Origin of the sequence: Azoarcus sp. TTM-91 (assembly GCF_012911025.1) — a bacterium.
Taxonomy (GTDB): Bacteria; Pseudomonadota; Gammaproteobacteria; order Burkholderiales; family Rhodocyclaceae; genus Azoarcus.
Genome location: NZ_WUEI01000324.1, coordinates 1 through 382, shown reverse-complemented (window position 1 = coordinate 382; position 382 = coordinate 1). Strand labels below are relative to the sequence as shown.

General features: G+C 67.0%; 1 protein-coding gene. It reads left to right on the top strand.

Annotation, left to right across the window (positions count from 1 at the left end; translation table 11 throughout):
• Positions 1–382 (top strand): ATP-binding cassette domain-containing protein (locus GRF61_RS24455; protein WP_169153191.1); only part of this gene is annotated, 382 nt, incomplete at both ends.

Below are 382 nucleotides of genomic sequence, written 5' to 3'. Positions count from 1 at the left end.
GTGCTGAGCGACACGCAGCTCACGGTGCGCCAGGGCGAGATCGTGAGCCTGCTCGGCCCGAGCGGCTGCGGCAAGAGCACGCTGTTGCGCATCGTGGCCGGGCTCGATCGCGTTTTCGACTGGGCGGTCGCGCTGCGCGGTGTACCGCTCGATGGTTCGTCGCCGGAGCTAGGCGTGATCTTTCAGGAGCCGCGGCTTTTGCCGTGGCTCGATGTGGCGAACAACATCTGCTTTCCGCTGCGCGCTTACGGCGAAGCTGCTGATCGTGTCGCGAGACTGCTTGCCGAGGTCCGCCTGCCGGGTGTCGGGGCGCGCTGGCCGAAGGAACTCTCGGGCGGTATGGCGCAACGTGTGGCAATAGCACGCGGGCTGTTCTCTCGTC